Raw genomic sequence first — 2,718 nt, 5'->3', positions numbered from 1 at the left:
GGGTCTGCCCGGGACCCAAGGTCTGCCCGGGACCCAAGGTCTGCCCGGGACCCAAGGTGATGGTCGGGTCCCAAGGTGATGGCCGGGACCCGAGGTGATGGCCGGGACCGAGGCGTTGGTCGGCTACTGCTCGTTGGTGAACTCCTCCACCACCGTGGCGCCCAGCTCGCGGACGATCAGCTCGTGGCCGGAGAGCGCCGAGTCGACGAGGTCCGGATCGTCGGCCTCCGGGGTGTCGTCCTCGGGGGCGACCGAGCGCGGCGGCTCTGCCCCGTACGACCCGTGGGTGTCCGGCGGAGGCGGCGGCGCGGACTCCCGGCCGCCCTGCGGCGACGGCGGCGTCTGCTGCGACTGCTGCTGCCGGCCCTGCTGGGGCTGGGAGGGCTGTTGCGGGGAGTGCGCCGGGCGGCCTTCGTACGCCGTCGGGGCCGGTGCGGCCGGAGAGGGCGACGGGGCGGGCTGGTACTGCGGGGCCGGAGGCCGGGGGCCGCCGGGCGGCAGGGGCGCCGTGCCGCCGCCGGAGGTGTCGACGACCGCTTCCACGCGCCACTGGGCGTTGAAGCGCTCGGCGAGGGCCTGCTTGAGGACCTCCTCGCTGCCGCTGCTCGCGAAGTTGTCACGGGCGCCCGCGTTGAGGAAGCCGATCTGGAGGGTGGTCCCGTCGAACCCGGTCACCTGGGCGTTCTGGCTGAGCAGGATCCAGGTGAAGCGACGACGGTTCTTCACGGCCTCCAGGATGTCGGGCCACATGTTCCGTACCTGCGCGGCGCCCTGGACCATGCCCTGGCCCGGCTCCGGCGCGACCGGGGCCGGAGCGGCCGACGGCGCGGGGGCGGCAGGGGCGGCTGGCGGTGCGGCGGGGCCGCTGGCGGGGCCGGACGCGGTGGGCCAGCCGCCCGGCCGCCGGGCCTGCTCACCGGTGGCGGCGGTCGGCCACGAACCGGGACGCTGGCCGGGAGCGGGCGACCCGGAAGGGGGCTGCTCGGCGGAAGGCTGCGGTGCGGCCGGCTCAGCGGGGGCGTGGGAGGCGGCGGGCTCGCCCCGTACCGCCGCACGGGCCGCGTCCGGACCGGCGGCCTGCCCGGGACCGGCGGGCGGGGCGACCGGAGCGTGTGCCTGGGCCTCCGGTCCGGGTACGTACCCCAGGGGCACCCCGGCGGTCTGCGGCGCGACGGGACCGGCCGCGGCCACGGCGGCGGCCCCGCGCTCCAGCCGGTCGAGCCGGGCCTGGAGCGAGCGCTCGTCGTCGAAGGCGGCGGGCAGCAGGACGCGGGCGCAGATCAGCTCCACCTGGAGCCGCGGCGAGGTGGCCCCGCGCATCTCCGTGAGCCCTTCGTTGACCAGGTCGGCGGCGCGGCTCAGCTCGGCGGCCCCGAAGACGGACGCCTGGGCCTGCATGCGCTCGACGACGTCGGCGGGGGCGTCGATGAGCCCCTTCTCCCCGGCGTCCGGCACGGCGGCCAGGATGACCAGGTCGCGCAGCCGCTCCAGCAGGTCCGCGACGAAGCGGCGCGGATCGTTCCCGCCCTCGATGACCCGGTCGACCACTTCGAAGGCGGCGGCCCCGTCTCCGGCGGCGAAGGCGTCGACGACGGAGTCGAGCAGCGAACCGTCCGTGTAGCCGAGGAGGGAGGTCGCCATGGCGTACGTCACACCGTCGTCACCGGCGCCGGCCAGCAACTGGTCCATGACGGACATCGAGTCACGGACGGACCCGGCGCCCGCCCGCACCACGAGCGGCAGCACGCCGTCCTCGACGGGGCTGTTCTCCTTGCCGCAGACCTCGGCGAGGTAACCGCGCAGGGTGCCCGGGGGAACCAGCCGGAACGGATAGTGGTGCGTGCGCGACCGGATGGTGCCGATGACCTTCTCCGGCTCGGTCGTCGCGAAGATGAACTTGAGGTGCTCCGGCGGCTCCTCGACCACCTTCAGCAGGGCGTTGAACCCCGCCGGGGTGACCATGTGCGCCTCGTCGATGATGTAGATCTTGTAACGGCTGGAGGCGGGGCCGAAGAACGCCTTCTCGCGCAGATCACGGGCGTCGTCCACGCCACCGTGCGATGCCGCGTCGATCTCGATCACGTCGATGGAACCCGGTCCGTTGCGCGCAAGGTCCCGGCACGACTGGCACTCCCCGCACGGGGTGGGCGTGGGGCCCTGCTCGCAGTTCAGACAGCGGGCGAGGATGCGCGCGCTGGTCGTCTTCCCGCAGCCGCGCGGCCCGCTGAACAGGTACGCGTGATTGACCCGGTTGTTCCGCAGGGCCTGCTGGAGCGGGTCAGTGACATGCTCCTGACCGATGACCTCGGCGAACGACTCGGGGCGGTAGCGGCGGTACAGCGCAAGGGACGACACACCTACGAGGTTATCGGGGCCGACTGACAACCGGCCCCACACCGCTCACGACCCCGCACCTCCCAGGCCCCCGCCCCACCGGCCCCGGACACGCAAGGGCCCCCCACGCACCCGCCAGAGCCGACCTACCCTTGCTGCCTTCCGGCCCTGGGGGAGTTCAGTCAGATAGCGCCACGTGAGGGGCTTGACGCCCACCTTAGCGGATCCCCACACCCTCCGGTCCACCCGCCCACCCCGCCGAACCACCTCCGCGGCCCCCCGGAACGGCCGCCGGGACGATCTCCGGGGAACAGGTTCGCGAGCACTCCCCAACGTCTTGTATTGTTTGCCGCGGAGGATTCGCCTAGTGGCCTAGGGCGCACG

1 protein-coding gene and 1 other RNA gene are annotated in these 2,718 nt (G+C 74.0%); both read right to left on the bottom strand.

Annotated elements, in window-relative coordinates; genetic code table 11:
• Positions 1 to 123 precede the first annotated feature (123 nt).
• Positions 124 to 2,355 carry a DNA polymerase III subunit gamma and tau gene (locus EES43_RS15140; RefSeq protein ID WP_124269219.1) on the bottom strand — a complete coding sequence of 744 codons (2,232 nt, stop codon included), beginning with the start codon at positions 2,353 to 2,355 and terminating at the stop codon, positions 124 to 126.
• Positions 2,356 to 2,447: 92 nt separating this feature from the next.
• An RNA gene (gene ffs / locus EES43_RS15135) (signal recognition particle sRNA small type) lies at positions 2,448 to 2,542 on the bottom strand.
• Positions 2,543 to 2,718 lie beyond the last annotated feature (176 nt).

This window comes from Streptomyces sp. ADI96-02 (genome assembly GCF_003846185.1).
Lineage (GTDB): Bacteria > Actinomycetota > Actinomycetes > Streptomycetales > Streptomycetaceae > Streptomyces.
This window is presented reverse-complemented; position numbering and strand designations above follow the sequence as displayed.